This window comes from Streptomyces sp. NPDC127197 (assembly GCF_042672405.1).
GTDB classification, from domain to species: domain Bacteria; phylum Actinomycetota; class Actinomycetes; order Streptomycetales; family Streptomycetaceae; genus Streptomyces; species Streptomyces flavusporus.
Genome location: NZ_JBHXVG010000036.1, coordinates 42,794 through 66,404, shown reverse-complemented (window position 1 = coordinate 66,404; position 23,611 = coordinate 42,794). Strand labels below are relative to the sequence as shown.

The 23,611-nt window shown below is 69.5% G+C and carries 16 protein-coding genes; 9 read left to right on the top strand and 7 right to left on the bottom strand.

Annotated features, from left to right (window positions below; all coding sequences use genetic code 11):
• From ACFVJQ_RS36495 to ACFVJQ_RS36475, 5 genes are all read right to left on the bottom strand, one after another.
• A partial coding sequence (locus ACFVJQ_RS36495) for a catalase (RefSeq protein ID WP_385789980.1) occupies nt 1-302 on the bottom strand: 302 nt, incomplete at its 3' end.
• Nucleotides 303-483: 181 nt separating this feature from the next.
• Complete coding sequence (locus tag ACFVJQ_RS36490; protein WP_385789978.1) at nt 484-1,401, bottom strand: helix-turn-helix domain-containing protein; 918 nt, start codon at nt 1,399-1,401, stop codon at nt 484-486.
• Between the two features lie 43 nt (nt 1,402-1,444).
• Nucleotides 1,445-2,293 (bottom strand): oxidoreductase, encoded by an 849-nt coding sequence (locus ACFVJQ_RS36485; protein WP_385789976.1) that lies wholly within the window; start codon nt 2,291-2,293, stop codon nt 1,445-1,447.
• A 39-nt stretch (nt 2,294-2,332) separates the two neighbouring features.
• A complete protein-coding gene (locus ACFVJQ_RS36480; RefSeq protein ID WP_385789974.1) occupies nt 2,333-3,661 on the bottom strand; it encodes an MFS transporter in 1,329 nt (442 codons plus the stop codon).
• A 37-nt stretch (nt 3,662-3,698) separates the two neighbouring features.
• The gene (locus ACFVJQ_RS36475; protein WP_385789972.1) at nt 3,699-5,120 is read right to left on the bottom strand and encodes an aldehyde dehydrogenase family protein; all 1,422 of its coding nucleotides are present in this window, start codon (nt 5,118-5,120) and stop codon (nt 3,699-3,701) included.
• A gap of 371 nt (nt 5,121-5,491) precedes the next feature.
• Here ACFVJQ_RS36475 and ACFVJQ_RS36470 point away from each other — a divergent pair, with 371 nt between their 5' ends.
• From ACFVJQ_RS36470 to ACFVJQ_RS36460, 3 genes are all read left to right on the top strand, one after another.
• Nucleotides 5,492-5,854, top strand: coding sequence for a hypothetical protein (locus ACFVJQ_RS36470; protein ID WP_385515515.1), 363 nt, complete (start codon nt 5,492-5,494; stop codon nt 5,852-5,854).
• Between the two features lie 1,412 nt (nt 5,855-7,266).
• Nucleotides 7,267-7,860, top strand: coding sequence for a hypothetical protein (locus ACFVJQ_RS36465; protein ID WP_385789970.1), 594 nt, complete (start codon nt 7,267-7,269; stop codon nt 7,858-7,860).
• 312 nt (nt 7,861-8,172) lie between these two features.
• Nucleotides 8,173-8,652: an IclR family transcriptional regulator C-terminal domain-containing protein gene (locus ACFVJQ_RS36460; protein WP_385789968.1), complete on the top strand. Its 480-nt coding sequence runs from the start codon at nt 8,173-8,175 to the stop codon at nt 8,650-8,652.
• On the opposite strand, the gene ACFVJQ_RS36455 is transcribed toward ACFVJQ_RS36460, so the two are convergent.
• Entirely contained in the window at nt 8,567-10,051 is a 1,485-nt protein-coding gene (locus tag ACFVJQ_RS36455; protein ID WP_385515518.1) for a ricin-type beta-trefoil lectin domain protein, read from the bottom strand. The genes ACFVJQ_RS36460 and ACFVJQ_RS36455 overlap by 86 nt on opposite strands.
• 326 nt (nt 10,052-10,377) lie before the next feature.
• On the opposite strand from ACFVJQ_RS36455, the gene ACFVJQ_RS36450 reads away from it, so the two are divergent.
• From ACFVJQ_RS36450 to ACFVJQ_RS36430, 5 genes are all read left to right on the top strand, one after another.
• Nucleotides 10,378-13,662 (top strand): right-handed parallel beta-helix repeat-containing protein, encoded by a 3,285-nt coding sequence (locus tag ACFVJQ_RS36450; RefSeq protein ID WP_385789966.1) that lies wholly within the window; start codon nt 10,378-10,380, stop codon nt 13,660-13,662.
• Nucleotides 13,659-14,912 (top strand): S8 family serine peptidase, encoded by a 1,254-nt coding sequence (locus ACFVJQ_RS36445; protein ID WP_385789964.1) that lies wholly within the window; start codon nt 13,659-13,661, stop codon nt 14,910-14,912. Before ACFVJQ_RS36450 ends, ACFVJQ_RS36445 begins: the two co-directional genes overlap by 4 nt.
• A 592-nt stretch (nt 14,913-15,504) precedes the next feature.
• Nucleotides 15,505-16,116 (top strand): cytochrome P450, encoded by a 612-nt coding sequence (locus tag ACFVJQ_RS36440; protein ID WP_385789962.1) that lies wholly within the window; start codon nt 15,505-15,507, stop codon nt 16,114-16,116.
• Nucleotides 16,117-16,154: 38 nt separating this feature from the next.
• On the top strand, nt 16,155-17,132 hold the full coding sequence (locus tag ACFVJQ_RS36435; RefSeq protein WP_385515522.1) for an ATP-binding cassette domain-containing protein: 978 nt from the start codon (nt 16,155-16,157) through the stop codon (nt 17,130-17,132).
• Entirely contained in the window at nt 17,119-17,925 is an 807-nt protein-coding gene (locus tag ACFVJQ_RS36430; protein WP_385515523.1) for an ABC transporter permease, read from the top strand. Before ACFVJQ_RS36435 ends, ACFVJQ_RS36430 begins: the two co-directional genes overlap by 14 nt.
• A gap of 43 nt (nt 17,926-17,968) precedes the next feature.
• Here the strand turns inward: ACFVJQ_RS36430 and eccCa are convergent, their stop codons facing one another.
• Nucleotides 17,969-21,901, bottom strand: a complete 3,933-nt coding sequence (gene eccCa / locus ACFVJQ_RS36425; RefSeq protein ID WP_385515547.1) for a type VII secretion protein EccCa — start codon at nt 21,899-21,901, stop codon at nt 17,969-17,971.
• Nucleotides 21,902-22,213: 312 nt separating this feature from the next.
• Here eccCa and eccD point away from each other — a divergent pair, with 312 nt between their 5' ends.
• Nucleotides 22,214-23,608, top strand: a complete 1,395-nt coding sequence (eccD, locus tag ACFVJQ_RS36420) for a type VII secretion integral membrane protein EccD (RefSeq protein WP_385789959.1) — start codon at nt 22,214-22,216, stop codon at nt 23,606-23,608.
• Nucleotides 23,609-23,611 lie beyond the last annotated feature (3 nt).

Sequence of the window (23,611 nt, the reverse complement as noted above, 5' to 3'; positions counted from 1 at the left end):
GCACCCAGGTTGCCGGCCACGGTCGAGAAGCGCAGGAAGACCTCGGTCTGCTTGCCGACCTCGGAGAGGAACCCGGCACGCGTGTACCTGGTCACATCGGCGGTCACCGTGAAGGTGCCGTAGGCGCCCGCGCCGCGGGCGTGCACCACGCGCTCCGGGATGCGCTCGCGGTTGAAGTGGGCCAGCTTCTCAAGGAGCAGTTGGTCCTGGACGATAACCGGCCCGCCGATGCCCGCGGTCTCGCTGTTCTGGTTGTCGGCGACCGGCGCACCGGCCTCCGTCGTGAGTGTTCGCTGTGGCACGTTCGCCTCCTGCGCTGTTACTGGCAAAACCTGTCCATTGTCGAAAGCCGATATTGCTTAGACCATGTCTAATCCCAGATGCAATCTAAAGATGCTTACTGCGGTGACGGGGCGCTCGGCGGGTGGAGACGCCCAGCGGGTAGGCAGGTGGGCGGGAGCCCCCGGTCGTCCCGCAGATGCGCTACGCCCCGTGCTGGGATTCCCCCTCCGAAGGCATCGCTCCGCGCCGGGGTGATCCTGCTGCCTCCGTCGGCAGGGCTGGGGACTCGGTGGCAGTCCAGCCGGCCAGGAAACTGAGGGCCTGTGCGCTCGGAGAGTGCGGTTCCGCCGTGTAGACGAGCAGGCTCTGGTCCGAGGAGCCCCGCACATCAAGCACTTGGAAGTCCAGGCTCAGTTCCCCGGCGATCGCATGGACGAATTGCTTGCGGCCGTTCCGCTGGGACCGCACCCTGTGGTCGGACCACCACCGGCGGAAGTCGGGGTCCTTGAGGGAGAGTTCACCGACCAGGCGAGCCAGTTCGGGATCGTTCGGGTAACGGCCGGCATCCATGCGGAGGTAGGCCACACACTCCTGGGCGACTGTCTCCCAGTCGGCGTACAGCCCCCGGACCTCGGGGTCGAGGAAGGTGAGCCAGATGTGGTTGCGCCGCTTGGCCGGCAGCTGGGAGTAGTCGGTGAACAGCGCCGCGCTCAGGCGGTTCCACGCCAGGATGTCCATGCGGCGGCCCAGCACGAGCGCCGGTACGTTCACCATGTTGCCCAGAAGGGCCCGGGTCGCCTGCGACATCTGCTGGTTCCTCGGTGTGGCCGACGTCGCCCCGCTGGAGACGCCGGACTCGGCCGCACACCGCAGCAGGTACTCCTCCTCGTCGGGACGCAGCTCAAGGGCCCTGGCCAGAGCCGTGAGAATGGCGGGCGAGGCCGACTTCACGCGCCCTTGTTCCAGCCTCACGATGTAGTCCACGCTGACGCCCGCCAGCGACGCGAGTTCCTCACGCCGCAGTCCGGGCACGCGCCGGTGCCCGGACGTGGGCAGCCCCACCTGCTCCGCACTGACCCGGGCGCGGCATGCGCGCAGGTACTCACCGAGTTCCGTCACGGCAGCCTCCTTCTCGTGTGACTCATGCGAGTCATACGGCGGGTCAGTTGGTGACCTTCGCGTCGTCGTGGTCCGTGGACAGGGCCAGCTCCCGCCAGGTGTCGGTCTCCTCGCGAAGCTGAGCGATCTTACGGTCCATGGCCGAGGCGCAGTCGCTGCCGAGCTGTGCGCGCAGCGGCGGGTTGGCGGCGTCGGCCAGGGCGAGGATGGCCGTGGCTCCCTTGACCGGGTCACCGGGCTGGGCGTGATTGAGCCCGGGGACGGCCTGGCGCACGGCGCCGGCGGTCTCGGCGTAGTCGGAGATGACCTGACCCTCCGTGAGCAGGCTGGTGGCGTCGAGGAAGTCGGTCCGGAAATATCCCGGCTCGACAATCGTGACCTGGATACCCAGCGGTGCGAGCTCGGCGCGCATCGCCTCGGAGAGGCCCTCCACGGCGAACTTCGTGGAGCAGTAGACGCCGAATCCTGCCGCGCTCTCGAAGCCCCCGATGGAGCTCAGGTTGAGGATGCGGCCCGACCGCCGCCGGCGCATGACCGGCAATACGGCGCGGGTGACGTTGGCCAGACCGAACACGTTGGTGTCGTAGACCGAGCGGATCGCGGCGTCGGACGTTTCCTCCACCGCGCCCAGCACGCCACGTCCTGCGTTGTTGACCAGGACATCGATCGTCCCGAACCGCTCGACCGCTGCCTCGACGGCCGCACCGGCCTGCGCTTCGTCGGTGACGTCCAGGGCCACAGCGAGCAGTCGGTCCCCGTACCGGGAGAGCACATCCTCCACGTCCTGGGGTTTGCGCGCCGTCGCCACGACGTTGTCGCCCCGCTCCAGTGCCTGGCGTGCGATCTCCAGACCGAAACCGCGGGACGCGCCGGTGATGAACCAAGTGGCCATGCCACTGCCTCTCATTCGTTTGGATTCGGAAAAATATGGTCAGATGGGGCACATTTTGCCTGTGCGCTGCGATAGATCAGCACTCACTGCTCTATCGGTGGGCGACAGGCATGGTTTGCCCGGCTGGGATTCGAGCCGGCCCGAGCGGACGGCGATGGCCCCTGCCACCATGGCGAGCAGTGCCACCAGCAGCCCGAACCACGAGAAGGCGGCCGCAACGCCGAACCGGGAAGCGGCGGCGCCCAGAACGACCACCGGCACACTCACCGCCATGTACGCCAAGGCGAAGAACCCTGACAGGAGTTGGGGTTCATCCCTGGTGATCGCCGCAGCCGTCACCGTGCTCGTGGAGCCCATGAAGCACAGGCCGAAGCCCGCCCCGGTGACTGCCGCACCAGCGAAGAACAGCATGGCGTGCGCGGTGTCGTACCCGATCACGGACACCCCGACCCCGGATACGAGCAGTGCGCATCCCGTCACCGATGCGGCCCGGTCGCCAAGCCGGCGCAGCAGCATCGGAGCGATGCCGCCGCAGCCCTGCACCACGAGGATGACCAGCGAGGACAGTGCCCTGTCGGTGGTGTGCAGCAGGCCGGCGACCAGGTCGACCCCCAGCGCCAGGTACAGGCCGACGACGGCCCAGCCGGCCGTCACGATGGGGGCCACCCGGAGCAGGATCCCGCGCGGCTCCGCACCCAGCCGCAGCACCCGGGGGCGCCAGGGCCTGAACCGTTCCGGCACGGCCTGCCAGGCGGGAATCGCCCGCACCAGGGCAAGTCCACCGACGGACAGGACGGCCAGCACGACGAACGGGGTGACCAGTGGTGCGGGAGAGAACTGAACGGCGAGACCGGAGAACACCGCGCCCAGCGCGATGCCTGTCGAGGTCGCCGCGCTGTTGGCCGCCGCCGCGGCCTGATGACTGCGATCCCGGTGAAGATCGGCCAGTGCCGAGCCCGCGCTGCTGGTGAGCAACCCGACCCCGACGCCCTGGACCAGGCGAGCCAGGCACAGTGCCCAGGCCCCCGTGGCCAGGAGGAACGTGAGGAAGCTGGCGACGATGGTGGCCAGCGCCACCATGATCGTCCGCTGGGTGCCCAGGTGCTCGGCCAGACCTCCGGCGAGCAGAAGGGTCAGGATCGCGCCGAGGGCGTAGCAGGCGTAGACGATCGTCGAAGTGGCCGTACCGAAGTGCCATTGCTCCTGGTAGAGACCGTACAGCGGAGACGGTGCGCTGCTGGCGGCCATCACCACGAAGACGACCGCGACCACGGTTCTGAAGTGCCAGGGGCGGTGCGGACGGTGGAGGTGGGCGATGGGATGCCGGCGCCCCCGGGTCTCGAGGGCGGTCTGCTTGTCGGTGTTCATGAGTCGTGCCATCTTCGTCGGGGATCGGCGTGTGCCGTCAGCGGCCCAGCAGGGCCTTGGTTTCCAGGTATTCCTGTAGGCCCTCGGGGCCCCACTCGCGGCCGTTGCCCGACGCCTTGCAGCCGCTCAAGGGCGCGGTCCAGTCGAAATCGGCGTTGTTGATGACCACGTAGCCTGCTTCGATACGGGAGCCGACGTCCGCGGCATTGGCCGGATCGCCGCCGGTGACGTAACCGGCGAGGCCGTACCGGATGTCGTTGGCGATCTCGACAGCCTCGTCCACCGTGTCGTAGGTGATGACCGACATCACCGGCCCGAGGATCTCTTCCTGGGCGATGGTCATGTCGTTGGTGACCCCGGTGAAGACAGTGGGTTTGACGAAGTGCCCCCGCTCCAGGCCGTCCGGCCTGCCCAGACCGCCGGTGACCAGGTGGGCTCCCTCGTCCAGGCCGGTCCGGATGTAGTGCTGGACGGTCCGCCACTGCTCGTGCGAGATCAGCGGGCCCATGTCGGTCTCCTCCGCGAGCGGGTCTCCGATATTGATCGACTCGATCCGCGGGAGCAGCGCGGACAGGAACTCCTCCAGCCGCTCGCGCGGCACCAGGGTCCGGCTCGGCGCACTGCAGATCTGGCCGGTGTTGGCCACCAGCCAGGTGAGCGCTGTGCCCGCCGCGACGTCCATGTCCGCATCGGGCATGATCACCTGCGGAGACCTGCCGCCGAGTTCGGTGGCCACGCGCTTGGCGCTCCGGCCGGCAGCGGCATTCACCTGGAGCGCGGTCTCACCCGAGCCGGTGAAGGACACCACCGCGACGTCGGGGTGCGACGCGAGTGCGTGGCCGATCACCGAGCCGCGACCGGTGACGAGGTTGAAGACGCCTGCGGGGACTCCGGCGGCCTCCAGGATCTCGGCCAGGACGACAGCCGAGTACGGGGCCAGCCGGGCCGGCTTGAGGACGACGGTGCAGCCCGCCGCGAGCGCCGAGGCGGTCTTGCCGGCCGGCTGGACAGTGGGGAAGTTCCAAGGAGTGATCAGAGCGGCCACGCCGATGGGTTCCTTGCGGACGGGGATGGCGCCGCGCTCTTCGGAGAACGCAAACGTCTTCAGCGCCTGGGCGGCTGCTCGGAACTGGACGATTCCGCCGGCGACGTGCCTGGAGCGGGACAGCGGCAGCGGACAGCCCAGCTCGGCGGTGACAGCGTGGGCCATGTCCTCGGCCCGCCGTTCGTACTCGTCGGCGATCCGCTCCAGCAGATCTATGCGCTCCTGGCGGGTGGTCCGCGAGAATGCGGGGAATGCGCGGCTGGCCGCGGCAACCGCCAGGTCGACGTCGGCCTCGCCACCGAGTGCCACCCGTCCGGACACCTCGCCGGTGGCAGGGTCGGTCAAATCGATGACCGTTCCGTCGAGGGGCTGACGCCAGGCACCGTCGATGTACAGCTCGGTGTGCTCACGCATGTTGTCTCCCGCAGATGCGCAGTTCTCCGGCGTCACACGGAGGTCCTATGTGGCTGAGGCGGCTTCAAGTGACAAGGCGCCTTGCGCGATCCATCGTCGGGGCGGAGAACCCGTGCAGCCAGGGAGGTCTTTTCCTGGGCAACGGTTCCTAGGAAAGCCAGTACCAGGCACGCCGAGCAGGCTGCTCCCGGGGCGTGGGTGTGCTGTACGGCCTCCGGGCCGGGCTCTCGCTGTCTCGGTTGCTTCGAGGCGGCGCCGCCGCCGCTGGTCCAGAAGTTCGTCCGCAAGTGGATCGACGGGGGCCGGCCGGGCAAGGGGGTCTTCACCTCCTCGACGGGCGGGCTGTTCACCCCGGCCGGCTGGGCCCGTGGGTGTCGGCCGAGAACGCGCTGGAGGCCCTCGGCGAGGCCCTCGAAGGGGAGCGGCGACCGTTCGACATCAAGGTCCAGGCGGTGAACCCGGGCGCGTACCTGGCCGGGTTCACCGAAACGATGACCGAGACGGCGTTCCGGTGGCTGGACGACAGCCCCGACTTCTACCAGCGGGCCGGCGTGCAGGCCGGCATCGACGCGCTCATCGGCCTCTCCGACGGGCGGCTCGACCCGCTGGAGATGATCGACGCGATGATCGAAGTCGCGTCGAAGGACGGCGGCGAGTTCCGCGACGTGGTGTCGAAGGCAGTGGAGGACATGCTCAACGACAGCCAGGCGGCGGCCTGGGCCCACACGGCCTGATGTCCGCCGCTTCGGGGCCGAGAGGGTTCCCGGCCACGGGGATGATCGAGCTGTCTGGAGAGGGGGCGATGCGAGTGCGTACGGCATGCATCACAGGGTCCTGTGGCCCATGCGCACTCGCATCCGTGGTGTCCGCAGCATGATCTCCACAGTGAGCCTCCGCCAACTTCAAACCGCAGTTCGAAGGGCTGGTGTGCTCGTCTAGCGGGGTGCTCGCGCTCGTCGTGGGCGGCAGTCTGCGGAGTAGATCACGTGGGGGAGTCGTCTCGGGGGCGGATCAAGCGTCAGGACGAATTAACGGCAGTTCGAGGTAACGATGGGGCAGGTGGACGGATGCCTGAGAAGCTGTTGTCTTCCGAACGTGATCGCCGCGTTTCCGCTGGTCGGGGATGGCAGCGGTGCTTCTGTGGGCTGGTGACCTGTCGGGTCGTTGTTTCCCCGGGACGTCGCGAATGCCGTCGGTCGTCGGACTGCTGGAACAACACGAGCTCGCCGCTCGCCGTCGAGTCGACGGGCTGTGGGAGGAGGCCGACCGCATTCAGGCCGAGCTGGCCGCGGCGGAGCTGGAATGAGGAGCGGGTGATCGGCCGCAGGCGGGTCGATACGGTGCTGGGAGGGGGCCGGTGTAGCCGCCGTCGGCCCAGACCAGGGCGAGCCGTGGTGCCCGTTGTCGGCGGCGTTTCCCAACCGGTGAGCCAGGCAGTCACACTCCAGCGTGACTGAACTGGACTGCCCGGCCATCGACACGGAACACTGCGGCACCAGGGCTCCTGATGTTGCTCGGTGATTCGACACCAACGAGCTGTTCAGGAGGCTTTGCTCGTATGCGCCGAGCGTGGCCGCATGACAACACAGCAGTGTCATGCGGATACACACTACTTCGTCCGTGAGGACTCAGACCGGCGTCAGGCGCCTGCGCGTTGAGAATGGTTTCGCCGGATGCTCGCCACCCGGCCTCACGATCGTCGACAACAGCGCCGGCGCCACCGGATCGCTGGACCTCAGCGACAACTCCCTGTTTGGCACAGTGCCGGGCGAGCCGGACAGCTGGATCCCACGCTTCCGGCGCATCGACCGTCTCCACGCCCCAGATGCTCGGCCCGACCAGTTGCGCCCGTCGTGCCGCCCAAGGCACCGGCTGCGGCGTCGTGCACACTTTCGACGCCGCCCGCCGGTCCGGCGGAGGGCGCCGTCGACAGCTCCGGTCCCTGAGACCCCGGGCGACCCGCGTAGGACCGAGCAGTGGTGTGCCGCTGTCACGAGATACACACCTGTCAACGGCCAGGTCGCAGCGCCGTATGCTCATGAGTGGGAGAGGTTTGCAGGTCTGCCCTGCGCAGCGCATGTTCTGCAGTCGCAGCACGGGGCTCGACCCGGACGCCTGTCGGTCTTCTCAGGAGCAGGGAGCACTCATGTCAGCGCCAGCCTCGGCGGCGAACAGTATTGAAACGGCGGCTGCGTTGCTTCAGTCGGAGCTGGCTCAGCTCGAAGAGCAACAAGAGGTTCTCCAGAGGCAGCTGCAGTCGGTTCAGGCGGAGCTGGCGGCCGTCTCGGGGAACATCGAATCGATCCGTGGAGCACTGGCCGCGCTGAGCGCCGTGCCGGTCGCCGTGGTCCCGCGTCAACACTCTCCGGAAGTGGTAACACGCCCGAGCACCGCCTCCGAGGCGCCGGAGCCCGCGTCCACCGTGCCTGCGGAGTCGGAGGTTGCCGTGTCGCTGCCGCAGGATACGGGCGGGACGGAGCCGACCAAGCGCGATGCCGGATCCGAGGCTGCTTTCCTCGCCGAGCCCGTGTCTCGGGGCAGCAGTTTCACGGAACAAGTGATTGCCGTTCTCGCCCGCAACCGTGATGTCGCGTTGCGTGCCAGGGACGTGGCCGAGGCCATTGGCCGTGCCGAGAGTGCGGGCACTATCAACGCGGTCCGAAGCACCCTCGACCGCCTCGTTGCGACATCTCGCGCACGTCGCGTCGGCAAGGGTCTTTACCAGGCTCCAGCGGCCTGAAGCCGACGAAAAGAGCGCCTTCACGGTGTCCACCACTGGCCGCGATGACGTTGGAGCCAGCTTTGCCTGATCCAACGCTAGCCGTTTTTGGACGCTGTGTCCAACGCGGTGGCCGACAAAGTGTCGCACCAGCGTTGCATCAGTGTGTCCCGAGGGGCGGTACTCCTCTTTCGTCAAAGGCGGGTGAACGCCGTCACCGGACAGGCATTCACCATCGACAGGAGCCTCCAACTTTCCTGAGCCGTCAGTGGCCGAGTCTCGCTGAGCCGGTCACGCCGTCGCCGCCGGCCGCGGCGGATGGCGGTTCGCTGAGTGGCCGGCGCCCCGTCCACAGGCTCCCTGGCAGTCCCCAGCACAGGGGTGGTCATACTTCAACGCCCTTCCTGGGCAGACCGTGTCCACCCGCGTCTGTTGCGAGCGAGCGGCGCGTCAGTCGGAGGGCCACGATACGCCACGTCCATGGGCAGAGTCCTGCCGGAAAACGCCCGCAAGACGGTCGAGACGGGACCCCTGCACCCCCTGACTCCACACACGATCACGGGTCCCGGCGCTCTGGCGGCGCCCCTCGCAAAGATCCGCAGCCGGGGCTGTGCCCTCGTCGACGAGGGCCAGCATCGTCGCCGCCATCAAGACCGACCTGCACGTCGTGGCCCGCTTCACCCGGGAGCCGATGAGCTCACGGGACGGTGCGCGGTGCCCGGACCCGTCAGCCCTTGCTCCACTTCTGGTTGTCTGTGCCCCCGCAGTCCCACAGTTGGAGACCGGTGCCGTTGGACGTGCCGTTGTCCCTGACGTCGACACATTTGTCCGGCGTGACAGCGACCAGGTCGTGGGCGGCGTTCAGCCGGAACTTCTGCGCCCAGCCGCCGTTGCAGTTGGCGAGCTGGATCGTGGTGCCGTTGTAGGTGCCCGCCCCGGCTAGGTCCATGCACTTGCCCATGGAACGGACGGTCCCGTCGGACATGAACTGCCACTTCTGGGCCGAGGAGCCGTTGCACGTCCAGATCTGCAGCGGCGCCCCGTCCCTGCTCTGCCCGCCACTGACGGTGATGCACCGCTGCGAGGCGTGGCTGACGACCAGGACACCCGCGATCGAAGGGCCGGACGACGGCTTCGGTGCGGCGGTGGTGGGCTGTGTCGCGGGCTGCTGGAACGTCGTGCCGGACTGCGCGGGCGCCTGGTTGTCGCCTGTGCCGGTGGTGTCCTTGCCGCCGCTCGGCGCGCTGCCGCCCCCGGCGGAGTCGTTGCCCGAGTCGGCGGAACCGCCCACGCCACCGCCCCTTCCGGCCTGCCCCGCCTTGCTGCCCTTCCCGGGCTTCCCGTCCTTGCCGCCCTTGTCCGCTGCTTCGCGCTCGCGCGGCTCGGGGGACGCGGAACCGACGCTCGCCTCACCGCCCTCGGCACCCCCGCCGAGAACGGTCCCGTCGGTGGCCACCGCGGATGCCCTCCGGCTGTCGTCACTGTCGGCGCTGACGAGGAACGGGACGGTGAGCAGGGCGACACCGGCTATCGCGGCGCCCGCGAGCAGGCTCTTGCGGACCCGGCCCGCGTCGTCCGGCGCTCCGTCCGCCGCGCTGTCGGCGCCAGCGGTGGCGGCTGTCGCCGTGGTCGTGGCGGCAACCGCTTTGGGTGTGCCGCCCTCTGCCTCCCCGTCGGCGGTCGGCTCAGCCGTGGCAGCGGTCCGGTTACGCCGGAGCCCGAGCGTGAACAGGCGTCCGCCGCGGCGGACGGGCCCACGCTGCCCCGTGACGGCGCCCCCGACCTCGCCCCCGCCTTCGTCCTCACCGGTCTCGCCGGTTACGTCGCCGTCCTCACTGGATACGTCCTCGCCGTCAGTGGCCTCTTCGTCGGTGGCCCTGATGACCGCCCTTCCCGCCATGCTCCCCCGGAGGGTGGGCTGCCTGGCTGACGACGTGTCGGCCGACGCCTCGTCGTCGCCCTCGGGGTCGGCGTCCGGCTCGTCCTGCGCCGCGGTGGTGGCGGAGGACTCCTCACGGCGGCTCGCGGAGCCCGATTCCGCACGTGGGCGGCGCCTGGACGCCCACTCCGACGTAGCACTCGCCCGTGCGGAAGCGACCGCCTCGGTTTCCTCCTCGGCCGACGCCGCAAGGGCATCTGGCGGGGAGGGTTCGACTCCCTCACGCGTCCCGTCGGGTGACGCGGCAGAGGACATCGACGAATCCGCTGACATCCGTGCTCCTTTACAAGAACTGGTCAGCTGGACGAGGTGCCGTCCCGTGTCGTTGCCACACGCAGCGGATCCCAACGCCCTCTGACCGCCGAAGGCTCGGCGATGGCGGCATTGTGCCATGTCGATGTGACACCATTCCCCACCGAAGTGCCGAGCCGGATCGCCTACGTACGCCACCCGGTAGGCGTATTGTGGCCGCTGTGTGTTGTGCCCCGTGCAGTGTCATTCGGTGCGAGGACGGGCTACGGGCGATGAAGGCACTGCCGCACCGGCATCCGACCCATGTCAGAGGGCCACGCGGTGCCAGGACGAGGAGGATTTCGCTTGTGTCACGCCAGGTACTCCATGTCGGCCCGTCGCGGCCCGGCGCACACCGCACTCTCGGCGAAGCGCTGAGCCGGGCCCGCAGCGGCGCGGTAATCAGCGTCGCACCGGGGCAGTACCCGGAGAACCTGGTGGTCACGACCCGGGTCACCATAACCGCCGAGGAGGCCCGTGGCTCCGTCCACATCTGCCCTCCCGAGGGCAGCGCGCTGATCCTCAAGGCGGACTCGATGATGATGACGGACATCGTGCTGCGCGGCCGGGACGAGGAGGTGCCTGTCGTCGCCGCGCTACGCGGCCAACTGGCCATGGATGGCTGCGAGATCACCGGCGCCGCCTGGACCGCCGTACTGGCGAGGGACAACGGTGCGCTGGCCATGCGGGACTGCCGGGTGAGCAACCCGCGCGGGGCGGGCATCGTCGACACCTCCGGCCGGGCGTCCACAATCGAGTCCACCGTCGTGGAGCACCTGGGCACCAGCGGCGTGGTCCTGAGCGACCAGAGCCATGCCACCGTACGCGGCTGCACCATCAGAGACGCCCGGGGCAACGGCGTGCTCGCGAACGGGTCGGCGGCGGGCTCCGTGGAGGACTGCGACATCTCCTCCACCGACAAACCCGCCCTCGCGCTGGAGGAGAACAGCACCACGCGGGTGCTGCGCACGGTGGTGCACGACACCAGCACCGGGGTGCAGTTGTCGAGCGTGGCCCGCAACGAGCTGGAGGAGGTGCGGGTGACGGCGACCAGTGCCGCCGGGTTCGTCCTGACCAACGGAACCGATCCGGTGCTGCGCCGCTGCCGCGCGAGCCGCACCAAGGGACCAGGGCTGCTGATCACGGAGCGCTCCCGAGGAACCCTTGAGGACTGCTGGCTGGAGTCGGCCGACGTCGCCGCCCTCCAGGTGAACGGCGCCGCCACACCGGTCCTGATCGGCCTGTCCGTGCGCGACAGCGCCTCCGGCGCCGAGTTCGGCGGCCAGGCCGCCCCGGAACTCGACCGGCTGGAGCTGGCGGACATCCGCGGTACGGCGGTGTCCGTGCGCGGCGGCGCCAATCCGCTGGTCCGGCGCGCTCGGTTGCTCGGATCCGGCGGACGCGGCGTGGACGTGGCGGACTCGGGGCGCGGACGGCTGGAGAACTGCCACCTGGAGCGGACCGGGGAGAGCGCGGTGTACGTCGCCGGCGGCGGCGACCTCTACATCGGCGGCAGCCGCATCGAGGAGCCGCAGGCTCCGGGACTCGTCGTCGGGTCCGAGGGAACGGTGACGGTGCGGGACTGCGTGGTCACCGGGGCGAAGGGCGTCGGCGTACTGGTCGAGGCGGGCGGTGAGATGACCGCGAACCGCCTGCGGGTGCGGGCAGCGGACGAGCACGGCATCGTCCTCGCCGAGCAGGCCCGTGGCTCTCTCAACTCCTGTGTGTCCGACGCCTGCGGCGGCGACGGCTTCCATATCGACAGCACCGAGCCCATCGTGCTGGCCGGCTGCTCGGCCCGGGAGAACCAGGGCGCCGGCCTGGTACAGACCCGGCCCGGCGACCGGCTGTCCGTCGAGGACCTGGACTCGGCCGGCAACGGGGCCCCGGACGCGTACGGCGAGGGCGCCCTCGACCACCTGACCCCCGGTCGGCTCGCGCAGGGCTCCGGCCCGCTCGCCGAACTCGACCGGCTCATCGGCCTGGAGAACGTCAAGCACCAGGTGCGCACCCTGGTGAGCCTCGCGCAGCTCGCCCACCGCCGCGCCGAACTCGGCATGCCCGCCCCGCCGATGGCCCGCCACCTGGTCTTCGCGGGCCCGCCCGGCACCGGCAAGACGACCGTGGCCCGGCTGTACGGGTCAATCCTGGCCGGTCTCGGCGCGCTGCCCAGCGGGCACCTCGTCGAGGTCTCCCGGGCCGACCTGGTCGCCCAGGTGATCGGCGGCACCGCCATCAAGACCACGGAGGCGTTCCAGCGCGCCCTCGGCGGGGTGCTGTTCATCGACGAGGCCTACAGCCTGCTGTCGGACGGCGGCCGTTCCGGCGCGGACTTCGGCCGGGAGGCGGTGGACACGCTGCTGAAGCTGATGGAGGACCACCGGGAGGAGGTCGTGGTCGTGGTGGCTGGATACTCCGACCGCATGGCCGAGTTCACTGCATCCAACCCGGGCCTTGAGTCCCGTTTCTCGCGCACGATCGAGTTCGAGAACTACACCGTGTCCGAACTCGTAGCGATCATGGAGAGCCTGTGCGCCTCCCACCAGTACGTACTGGGCGAGGGCACGCGGGAGGCGCTGACGCTGCTGTTCGAGCGGATGCCCCGGGACGCGAACTTCGGCAACGGCCGCGCGGCCCGGCAGGTGTTCGAAGAGATGGTCGACCGGCAGGCGTACCGGCTCTCCGCCGTACGCGACCCCGAACCCGGTGATCTGACGACACTGCTGCCGGTGGACGTCGGCGAGAAGGAGGCCGCCGAGGTCGCGGGTACGGGGGCGGATTCCGGCACCCCGCTGGAGCGGCTGAACGAGCTGACCGGCCTGGCCACGGTGAAGCGGGACGTCACCGACCTGGTCAACCTGCTGGGCACCGCGCGGCGCCGGGAGGCCGCCGGGCTGCCCGCGCCCCGCATCAGCAACCACCTGGTGTTCACTGGCCCGCCCGGCACCGGCAAGACCACCGTTGCCCGCCTCTACGCGGAACTGCTGGTCTCCCTCGGTGTGCTGCCGCGCGGCCAGCTCGTCGAGGTCTCCCGGGCCGATCTGGTCGGCCGGTACATCGGGCACACCGCCCAGCTCACCCGGGAGGTCTTCGAACGGGCCCGCGGCGGTGTGCTCTTCGTCGACGAGGCCTACACCCTCACCCCGGCGGGCGCTTCCGGCGCCGACTTCGGCCGGGAGGCGGTGGACACACTGCTGAAGCTGATGGAGGACCACCGGGACGAGGTCGTGGTGATCGTCGCCGGTTACACCGAGGAGATGGACGACTTCCTGTCCTCCAACCCCGGTCTGGCGTCGCGCTTCTCACGCCGCGTGGAGTTCGCCGACTACTCCTCCCACGAACTGGTCACCATCGTGCGCCGGCACGCGGCGGCGGCCCACTACGACTGCGCGCCCGGCACCGCATCCGCCCTGCGGGCGTACTTCGACTCCGTGCCCCGTGACCGGACGTTCGGCAACGCACGGCTCGCGCGCCGGGTCCTCGAAGGCATGATCACCAGGCAGGCGGGTCGGCTCAGCAAGATGTCGGCGCCGTCCCTGGAGGAACTGCGCACCCTGCTCCCCGAAGACCTGGCCGAAGCGGTGGCGCTGTGACCGGCACCGGATCCGGAACCGGCCTCGTCCGAGCCATCCTCGCGCCCCGCGCCTCTCGGCGGGCCCGTCGCGCCCGCCCGGGCGGTCCGGTGCTGGGCGTCGCGTCCGCCGCGGCCGCACTGGCGTTGCTGGTGCCCCAGACAGCGTCCGCGGCCGGGGGCACCGCCGCGCGGGCGACCGAGGTGAAGCTGCCGGTGATGCCCGCCGTCCTCGACGACGACGCCCCCTGCACCGGAGGCTCGTCCCGCACGGTGCGGGCCGAACCCGGTTACCAGCGCTCCCTCGACCTCGAACAGGCCTGGCGGTTCAGCCGGGGCGGCGGGGTCGAGGTCGCCGTCGTGGACACCGGCGTCGCCACCGGAACAGCCCGGCTGGAGGGCCGTGTCACCCGGGTCAGCGGCGACGGTGACTGCGTCGGGCACGGCTCCTTCCTCGCCGGGCTGGTCGCGGCGGCCCCCGTCTCCGGTACGGAGTTCAGCGGGGTGGCGCCCGAGGCGCACGTCTTCGCCGTACGCGGAACCGACCAGCGCGGAAGGGCGACAGCGTCCTCACTCGCCGCGGGCATCCGGGACGCCGCCGACGCCGGTGCCCGGGTCATCCTGGTGGGTCCGGCGCTCCCCACGAAGTCATCCGCCCTGACCCGTGCCGTGGAGCACGCCGCCGACAAGGACGCTCTGGTCGTGGCTTCCGCGGCGCCCCAGATCGAGTCGGGGGAGGAACCGGCTCCGCCCCGGGACTACTGGCCCGCCGCACAGCACGGCGTACTGTCCGTGCTGGGCACGGCGCCGGACGGCTCTCTCGCGGACGGTACGGCGCTGCCCGAAGACGCTGATCTGTCCGCGCCCGGGGCGGGGGTGATCGGCGTGGGCCCACGCGGCAAGGGCCACTTCATCAGCAGCGGTTCGGCGCTCGCCGCCGCCTTTGTGGCGGGTGCGGCGGCCTTGGTGCGCGACCTGTACCCGGACCTTTCCGCTGCCGCTGCCGCCGACCGGCTCACCAGGAGCGCCTACCCCGCCACGGTGCCCAGACTGGACCTCTACGCCGCGCTCAGCAGCTCCGTGTCCGGCCCGGAAGCGGTCCCGGAGCCCACACCCCGGCCCGTCCGGCTCTCCTACACCGAGCCCACCGAGGCGGCGGTGCGCCGAGGCACGCTGATGGCCGGCGTCGGGGCGGCCACCGCGGGCGTGGTGGCCTGGTCGACCCTGGCGGTGCACGCGCGCCGACGGCGGGGGGAGGAGGACGGAGGATGAGGGACTTGCCGACAGATCGGGCAACCAGTAGAAATCCTTCTCAACACGCGCATCACCTCCAGAGTCCCGACGCGAGTCAACAAGCTGACCAGTACGGCTTTTCGCGCGCAATCCCTGCGCACATCCGCCCCGAACGGGGATGCAACCGAATTCCGCGTTCGGTGAACAGCGGAGGCTCTGCCCGGCGCAATCATTCACCTGAGAGAAAACACAAACCTTTGTTTCCTCATCTGGACAGCCACCCTAGAGCGAAGCTAGAGCCTCTGACGCGTCGACAGATGCCCTGATTCGAACTCGAAAGAGAAACGTTTCGGCAATTCTGCACGCATCCCCCTGCGCATACGGCTTGAATGGTCTGTTCGCTACGATCGAGAGACTCGTCACGGGCTCCATCGATCGAATGATCCGACGCGGTCATGAGGCAGATCTGGTCGACGACTTCTCCCTGCCCATTCCGTCCCAAGTCATATGCGAGCTTCTCGGCGTGCCGTACGAGGACCGGGCGGAGTTCCAGGAACGTGCTCGGAAACGGTTCGACGGAAGAGAGAGCGAACGGGCCCGCGGAAAGGCTCTAGAGGACTCACTGGCTTACATGCGCGAGCTGGTCGACCGCAACCGTTCGCATCCGGGCGACGGACTGATCGGCGACCTGATAAGGGAGCATGCGGGGCAGATCGACGACACCGAGTTGGTAGGGATCGCGGATCTTCTGCTGCTCGGCGGCTTCGAAACGACCGCGCACATGCTGTCGTTCGGCAGTCTGCTGCTGATGCGGCACCCCGACGGGGCCGAGATGCTGCTGGATCCACAGCAGGCGCCCACGGTCGTGGAGGAACTCCTCCGCTATCTGACCGTGGTACAGACCGGGGTGCCGCGTGTGGCTCGCGAGGACTGCGTGCTGGGCGGGCAGCGCGTCAGGCGCGGTGAGCGGCTGGCCTGTTTTCTCCCGTCCGGAAATCGGGACGACCGGTTCACCGAGCCCGACGTGTTCGATCCTCACCGGGAGAAGAACCCGCATCTGGCATTCGGGCACGGCATCCACTACTGCCTGGGCGCGCCGCTGGCCCGGGCCGAACTGCGCACTGCACTTCCCCTGCTGTTCCGCAGGCTTCCGGGCATACGGCCCGCCGTCACGGAAGACCAGCTTGCTCTCCGGTCGTACGCGGCGGTCTATGCGTTGGACTCCCTGCCCGTGACCTGGTGACCCCGGTCGCCGCACCCCCAGCAAAAGGACAAAGTCACATGAGCGCCATCGTCACGCGTGGACTGGCGAAGACCTATCGGCGCAAGGGATCCCGGAGCGAGGAAGTGGGCGCCGTCAAGAGGCTTGACATTTCCATAAAAGAAGGGGAATGTGTCGGGTTCCTGGGTCCCAACGGTGCCGGCAAGACGACCTCGATGCGGATGCTGACGACGCTTCTGCGCCCTACTGCGGGAATGGCGCAGATCGCCGGGTTCGACCTGCTGAGCCAGACCAAGGAGATCCGTCGTCACATCGGTTACGTCGCACAGGGCAACGGTCTGTCGCCGGGCAGCAGTGTGGCCGAGGAAATGCTTATCCAGGGACGGCTGCACGGTCTGCGCAAGAAGGCCGCTCAACAGCGGGCGGAGGAACTTGCGCAGGCGTTCGGATTCGACCATCTCATGCGCCGACTGACGAAGAACCTCTCCGGCGGAGAGCGGCGGAGAGTCGAAATAGCGCTCAGCCTCGTGCACTCACCGTCGATTCTGTTCCTGGACGAGCCGACGACCGGACTCGATCCCCAGAGCCGCGCGAATGTGTGGGAATACATCCGCAGGCTGCACCGCGAGGACGGGATCACGGTGCTCCTCACCACGCACTACCTCGACGAGGCCGACGCCCTGGCGGACCGTCTCCTCATCATGGACGGCGGGCAGATCGTCGCCGACGGCGCTCCGGACACCCTGAAGTCCCAGGTGACCGAGGACACCCTGACGCTCCGGGTGCCTCCGGAACTCCTCGATGACGCGGTGGTCGCGCTGAGTTCGGCACCGGGCGTGGCGAACGTCTCGAAGGAGAGGGACGGTTCTGTGCGCGCGAAGGTCTCCAGCGACAACGCCCTGCCGGACATTGTCCACGCGCTGAACGAGGCCGAGGTGACGACGACGTCGCTGCACATCCAACGGCCGACCCTAGACGAGGTGTTCTCGCATGTGACCGGGAAACCCATATCCGGCAACCGCGATGCCGGAAAATGAGCTGCTGAGAGACGATCAAATGCTGCTGCACCAAACATATCTCGTGTTCAGCCGGGAAATCAGCCACCGGGTGAGACAGCCGACCTGGATGGCCCTGGGCCTGCTGCAACCACTGCTTTTCATGTATTTCTTTGGCCCATTGCTGAAGAAATACGTCGCCTACACTCCCGGGTTCCCGCCGGGTACGATGTGGCAGATATTCGCCCCCGCTCTGATGCTTCAGATGGTGCTGGTCGGGACATCGACCGTCGGCTTGAACCTGCTGGTGGAAAGCCGCAGTGGCGTCCTGGAGAGATTCCGGGTCACGTCCCTGAAACCGGCCGCCCTGTTGCTGGGCAAGGTGGCGTGCGTGACGGCCTACACGCTCGTACAGTCGATCCTCATTCTTGTGTTGTGCCACTTCTCCTTCGGGCTGAAGGCTCCCGTTCTCGGCGTCCTGGCCGCGCTGGCGTTCACGGCCGCGCTTGCCGTCGTGCTGTCCTCGTGTTCCTACGCCCTGGCGCTGTGGATCAACAATGAGGAGACCGTTCCCGTTGTGGTGAACGTGTCGCTGATGCCTCTCCTGCTGCTGTCGGGAACCTTTCTTCCCATCACCGAGGAACTCGCTCCCGAATGGCTCTTCAAGCTGTCGCAGTTCAACCCGGCCGCTCATGTCATGACGGCGTCCAGGCAAGTCTTCATCGGCGACTTCGACAATCCAGGTGTCCTGGTGGGACTCGCCTGGGCTACGGCGTCGGGCGTTCTGGCGATCACCTGGGCCGTCAGAGTCTTCTCCGGCCAGGAACGCGTATGACGGCGGCCCAGCCGCTCCCCGGCCGGGCCGCCCCGCGCTTCTCCTACTCCTGCCCCTCCTCCTCCAGCACCGCCGTCTGGATCATCACCGGCTTGCGGCGCACGAAGTAGTGCCCACGGCCCGCCGGCAGGTTCTTCGGCTTGAAGTTGCCGAACACATAGCCCTCCGTCGGCGGGCACGACAGCAGCAGACCCGGCGCGTTCGCCTCGTCAAGCCGCCGCATCAGGGCGTCCGACACGGCCCGTGAGGCACCCGTCGCCGAGCGGACGACCACCAGGTTCAGCCCCACCTCGTGTCCCAGCGGCAGGTACTCGAAGAACGGCGCCAGCGGATGCACACCCATGGTGCCGCCGCCGAGCAGCTCGTAGTCGTCGACGAGCACGAACAGCCGCGGGCCGGTCCACCAGTCCGCCAGCTGCATGCGCGCCGGGGTGATGTCCGCCCCCGGCAGCCGCTGCTTGAGGGCGTCCGCCGCCCCGGCCACCAGCTCCTGGAGGACCTGCGTCGACACCGCCGTACCCAGCCGGTACTCCTCCGGCACCGCCTCCGCGAGGCTCCGCCGGAAGTCCACAGTGAGAATCCTCGCCTCCTGCGGCGAGTAGCGCTCGACGATCGCCCGCACGAACAGCTTAAGGAGGTTGGTCTTGCCGCTCTCGGTGTCACCGACCGCCATCAGGTGCGGCGTACGGCTGAAGTCGTGCCACACCGGCGCCAGCTGCTCCTCGTCCAGGCCGATGGCCACCCTGAGTGCCGGGCCCTGCCGCTCCGGCCCGGGCAGAGCCCGCACGGGCAGCCTGGACGGCAACGTCCGCACCGGCGGCGCACTCGGCCCCTGCCACGCCTCCGATACCCGGGCGATGAGGTCACTGAGGCCGTCCGCCAGTTCCTCCGCGCTCTCTCGCCCGTCGATACGCGGCAGCGCGCTCAGGAAGTGCATCTTGTCACCGAAGGTGAGGCCCCGCCCGCTGATGTTGGGCACCTCCCTGGCCTTGCGGGTGTCCACCAGCGAGTCGATGCCGTCGCCGAGGCGCAGCTCCAGTTTCGTCGCCGCCTGGTCGCGCACCTGCGCCGACAGCTCCACCCACCGCGTCGTCGTCACGATCAGATGGACGCCATAGTTCAGGCCCGAGGTGGCGATGCGGTTCACCACCGGCAGCAGATGGTCGAAGTCCTGCCGGACCGTCTGCCAGCCGTCCACCACGAGGAACACGTCCCCGTGCCGCTCCTCGGGGAAGTCGCCCTGCGCACGGCGTTTGCGGTAGGTCGTCATCGAGTCGATGGCGTGGTCGGCGAAGAGCTGCTCCCGGTGGTTGAGCACCGCCGTGACCTCCGCGGCCGTCCGCTTGACGCGGTCGGCGTGCAGCCGCGCCGCGACCCCGCCGACATGCGGCAGCCCGGCGAGCTGCGCCAGCGTGCCACCGCCCAGGTCCAGACAGTAGAACTGCACCTCGGCCGGGGTGTGGGTGAGCGCCAGCGCCGACATGAGCGTCCGTACCAGCGTCGACTTGCCGCTCTGTGAGCCACCCGCGATCGCCACATGACCGCCCGCCCCCGAAAGGTCCACCGTCAGCAGGTCGCGCCGCTGCTCGAACGGCTTGTCCACGATGCCGACCGGCACTCTGAGCCGTCCCGTGCCCGGCCAGTGGGCGGCGCGCAGCCCGTACTCCGCGTCCGCGGCCAGGCCGGGCAGCAGCCGGTCCAGCGTCGGCGGTTCGTTCAGCGGCGGCAGCCACACCTGGTGTGCGGGCGGCCCGGCGTCCCGCAGCCGCTCCACGGCGATGGCGAGCAAGGACTCGGCGTTCTCGTCGTCGCCCTCCGGAACATCCGGCTCCGGGGCCGCCACCGGCTCCCGGGGCACCACCCAGGCCGACGTCCACGGCACGATCTGATGGGCCACCCGGGCCCGCACGGCCGCCGCCAGCCGCCGCCGGTAGGGCCCGGACACATACGCCGCCCGGAACCGGATCAGCATGTCCGTACCGTGCTTGAGGAACCCGGCACCCGGCTGCGACGGAAGCTCGTAGGCGTCGGGCACGCCCAGCACGCCCCGGCTCTCCATGGCGGAGAACGTCCGCAGGCCGATCCGGTACGACAGATGGCTCTCCAGCTGGTGCATCCGCCCCTCGTCCAGCCGCTGCGAGGCCAGCAGCAGATGTATGCCGAGCGACCGTCCCAGGCGACCGATCATCACGAACAGCTCCATGAAGTCGCGGTGCGCCGCCAGCAGTTCGCTGAACTCGTCCACCACGACGAACAGGCTCGGCAGCGGAGCGAGCTCCGCGCCCTGGGCGCGTGCCTTCTCGTACTCCAGCGCCGAGCTGTAGTTGCCGGCGGCCCGCAGCAGCTCCTGGCGGCGTATCAGCTCACCCTGGAGGGCGTCCTTCATCCGGGCCACCAGGGCCACCTCGTCGGCGAGGTTGGTGATGACCGCCGAGGTGTGTGGCAGCGAGTCCAGGCCGAGGAAGGTCGCGCCGCCCTTGAAGTCCACCAGGACGAAGTTCAGGGTTTCCGAGGAGTTCGTCAGCGCGAGCGCCAGCACCAGGGTGCGCAGCAGTTCGCTCTTACCCGAACCGGTCGCGCCGATGAGCATGCCGTGCGGGCCCATCCCGCCCTGGGCGGCCTCCTTGATGTCCAGTTCCACCGGCTGGCCGTCCACCCCGACCGCCACCGGCACCCGCAGCCGCGAGGAACCCGTCGCTCGCCGCCACAGGACCGCGGGATCGTGCCGGTGCAGATCGGGGATCGACAGCAGCGTCGTCAGCTCGGTGTCGGTGGTGAGCGGTTCGGAGGTGTCCGACCCCACACTCATCCGGTACGGCGCCACCAGCCGTGCCAGCGCCTCAGCCATCTCCGGACCGAGCGCGTCCGGCCGTCCCAGCTCCGCCGACTGCTCCTTGCGGGACTTGTCGGTGCGCACCAGAGCGACCCGGTCCCGCCGCACATCCAGCCGCAGCGTGGTCCGCCCCGGGCGCCACACCAACTCGCCGGAGACGTCCACGACGACGACATTGCGGAACCCCGCCCCGTTGAACCGGTGTTCCGCCGACAGCCGCACCCCGTCCACCACAACGACGGTCAGCGGCTCGTCCCGGCCCGGCACCGCCTCCGGATCGAACGCTGGACGCTCGAAGACCTCGGCGCCCAGCAGATCGTCCAGCTCATCCACCGAGGACGCCGCCATCCGCGCCTCGCCCGCGCCGTCCTGCTCATGCGGGTGCAGATGGTGCGGAAGCCACTTGGCCCACTCCCACTCGCCGCGCCGCTCCTCCGCCACGCACAGCGCGATCCACAGCTCGTCCGGGGCGTGGAACACCGCCAGCTGCGCCAGCGCCGCCCGCACCAGATCACGGCCAGCCTCCTCGTCACCACGCAGCAGCACCTTCGACCACGACCGCAGATACAGCGCGATCGGCTGATCCGGCACCGTGGAATACGCCCGTACGAAGCGCCGCAGAGCATGCGCGCTGAGCGGCTCCAGGTCCTCCACCGGCATGGTGGCCGACGATGTCATCTGCAACGCGAGCTGCTGGTCGCCCACCGCGACCCGGACCTCGCCGAAGTCCTCGTCGCCCGGCCGCCGTTCCCACAGCCGGGTGGTACGCACCAGGCCGCGCAGGGTCGCCGGCTCCGGATGACGCCACGCCAGCGCCCGTTGCTGCTGAGCCACGGCGCCACGGACCTGCCCACGCACCTGGGTCAGATACCGCAGATAGTCGCGGCGTTCACCGTGCAGCCGCTGCTTGCGCTCACCACTGCGCCGCGCCCACTGCCCCACCAGCATCATGAGCGCACCCAGCAGCATCATGCCCAACGCCAGGTAGCTGAAGGCGTGGTTGCCCTGCCCGGGACGCAGGAACATGAACATCATGGAACCGGACATCATCGCCATCGGCAGATACGTCCACACGGCCGAGGTGTCCGGGACCACCTCCGGTAGTGCGGGCGGCTCCTGGAGGCTCAGTTCGCCGTCCGGCATCTCGGGGCCCCGGCGCCGGGCCGGGCGCCTGAAGAGAATCACACTCAAGTGAAAGCCTCCTTAAGGAAGACCGAAGTCTTCTGACGCGTACGCACCGACACGCAGGCCGGTGGACGGAGCAGCTCCGGTCCCACCGGACGGGATCAGCGTCAGGCACACTGATAAACACTGATAGACACTGGTGTGGATCGCCGGCAGCGGAAAGGACTTCCATCCGTGCCGCCATCAGGTGTCAACCCGAGTAGTCTGCCTCCGAAACCACCGCACTCCAAAGCCGGTCCGGCCGCTGCCCCGAAGAAGGCGCCTGTCCATATGCCCGAGATATCCACCGCGGGACTGTGCCGTCTCACCGTCCGCACGCCCCGCCACTCGCTCGACCTCGCGGTACCCTCCGACGTATCCGTGGCCGACCTGCTGCCCGCAGTGCTGCGCCACACTGGTGCCGAAACCGAGGAAGAAGGTCTGGAACACGCCGGCTGGGTCCTCCAGACGCTCGGTGGCCGCCCGTTGGAGGGCGAGGGCACCCTCGCGTCGTCGGGGATCAACGACGGCGAGGTGCTCTATCTGCGACCCCGCAGCGACCAACTACCCCAAGTGCGCCTGGACGACCTGGTCGACGGCATCGCCGACACCATGCGCGACCGGCTGCACACGTGGGGCCCGCGCAGCAGCCGCATCCTGCTGCGCGGCCTCACCGGCCTCGCGCTCGCCACCGGCCTGCTCATCCTCGCCACCCCCGGGCTCGCCGATGGCACCAGGGTCACCATGCTCGGCGTCACCGCCGTACTGCTGCTGGCCGCCGCGGCCACCGCGGGCCGCGCGGTCGGCGACGCGGCCTCCGGCGCGCTCCTCGGGAGCTTCGCGCCGCCCTGTCTCGCGCTGGCCGGGGCCCTGGTCACGGGCGTCTCCGCCGACCAGGGCGACCAGGCGCTGGGCGCGGCCCTGCTCGCGGCGGGCGCGGCAGGCGCGGGCTCGGCGGCCCTGGCACTCGCCCTCGTCGGACTGCACACCCCGCTGTTCAGCGCTCTGATCCTCGCCGCCCTGGCCGGTGCCGGCACCGGCGCACTGATGGCCTTCGCCGGACTGGATCTCACGGAGGGCACTCTGCTCGTCGCCGCCATCGGCGCCATCGCCAGCCCCTTCGTGCCGTCCCTGGCCTTCAAACTGGCCGGGATGCGCATGCCCTTCCTGCCCTCCACACCGCAACAACTCCAGGAGGACATCGAGCCGTACCCCAGCCAGTTGGTCACCGCCCGCACCGAGACGGCCAGCACATGGATGACCGCCCTCTACGGCGCCATCGCGGCCGTGCTCACCGGCTGCTTCGCCACCGCGGTCACCAGCGATGCCCTGCCCGACCGCGTCACCGTCACCGTCCTGTCGCTGCTTCTGCTGCTGCACAGCCGCCGCATCGGCAACGTCTGGCAGCGCCTGGCCATGGTCCTGCCCGGCGCCGCCGGACTCACCCTGCTGGCCCTGTCCACAGCCGCGACCGCCTCACCGGCCGACCGTCTGCTGCTGGCCGCCGGGGCCATCGCCACCGCCGCGGTGCTCGCCGTCGCCTCGTGGTTCCTGCCGGGCCGTCGGCTCGTCCCGCACTGGGGCCGCGCCGCCGAGATCCTGCACAGCCTGCTCGCCGTGAGCCTGCTCCCGCTGCTGCTGTGGGTCCTCGGCGTCCTCGCCCGGCTGCGCGGCATCAACGGCTGACCG